The following is a 753-nucleotide window of genomic DNA, read 5'->3' on the forward strand; positions in this document are numbered from 1 at the left end:
ATGATATATAATTATAGCATACAAAATAAGTGAAAAAAATATAAAGAAATACAAGGAGTGTTACTATGAAAGTTTATGCTATTAACGGAAGTCCAAGAAAAAATAATAATACGGCTACATTGCTTCAAAAAGCTTTAGATGGGGTAAAAGAAGCTGCAAAAGATAAGGAAATTGAAACTGAAATCATTAATTTATATGATTTAAACTATACTGGATGTAAAAGCTGTTTTGCCTGTAAAAGACTTGGCGGTGCAAGTTATGGAAAATGCGCCATAAAAGATGATATTTATGAAGTTTTAGAAAAACTATCTCAAGCTGATGGGATTATCTTTGGTTCTCCAATATATTTAAGCAATATAACAGGTCAATTACAGTCATTTTTAGAAAGACTATTATTTCCCTATTTAGTTTATGATGAGAACTATTCTACAATTGCACAAAAGAAGATGCCAACAGCATTCATCTATACAATGAATGCTCAAGAGGAACTCATGGATAAAATTGGATATCCGTCAACTTTTAATAAAATTGAATCTAGCCTTGAACGTATACTTACAAAACCACTAGTTATGTATTCAAATAATACTTACCAATTTGATGATTACTCAAAATATAAATCCAATGCCTTTTCTGAAAAAGAAAAAGCAGAACATAGAAGAACACAATTTCCTTTAGATTGTCAAAAAGCATTTGAACTAGGTGCAAGTTTAATAAAATAGTATATTAACTAAAGTGAACAACTCCTTTGAAATA

1 protein-coding gene is annotated in these 753 nt (G+C 28.8%); it reads left to right on the forward strand.

Annotated features, from left to right (window positions below):
- Nucleotides 1–65 precede the first annotated feature (65 nt).
- Nucleotides 66–719, forward strand: a complete 654-nt coding sequence (locus KPL54_RS26925; protein WP_216109329.1) for a flavodoxin family protein — start codon at nucleotides 66–68, stop codon at nucleotides 717–719.
- Nucleotides 720–753 lie beyond the last annotated feature (34 nt).

The sequence above is a fragment of the Clostridium estertheticum genome (assembly GCF_018861295.1).
GTDB lineage: Bacteria > Bacillota > Clostridia > Clostridiales > Clostridiaceae > Clostridium_AD > Clostridium_AD estertheticum_D.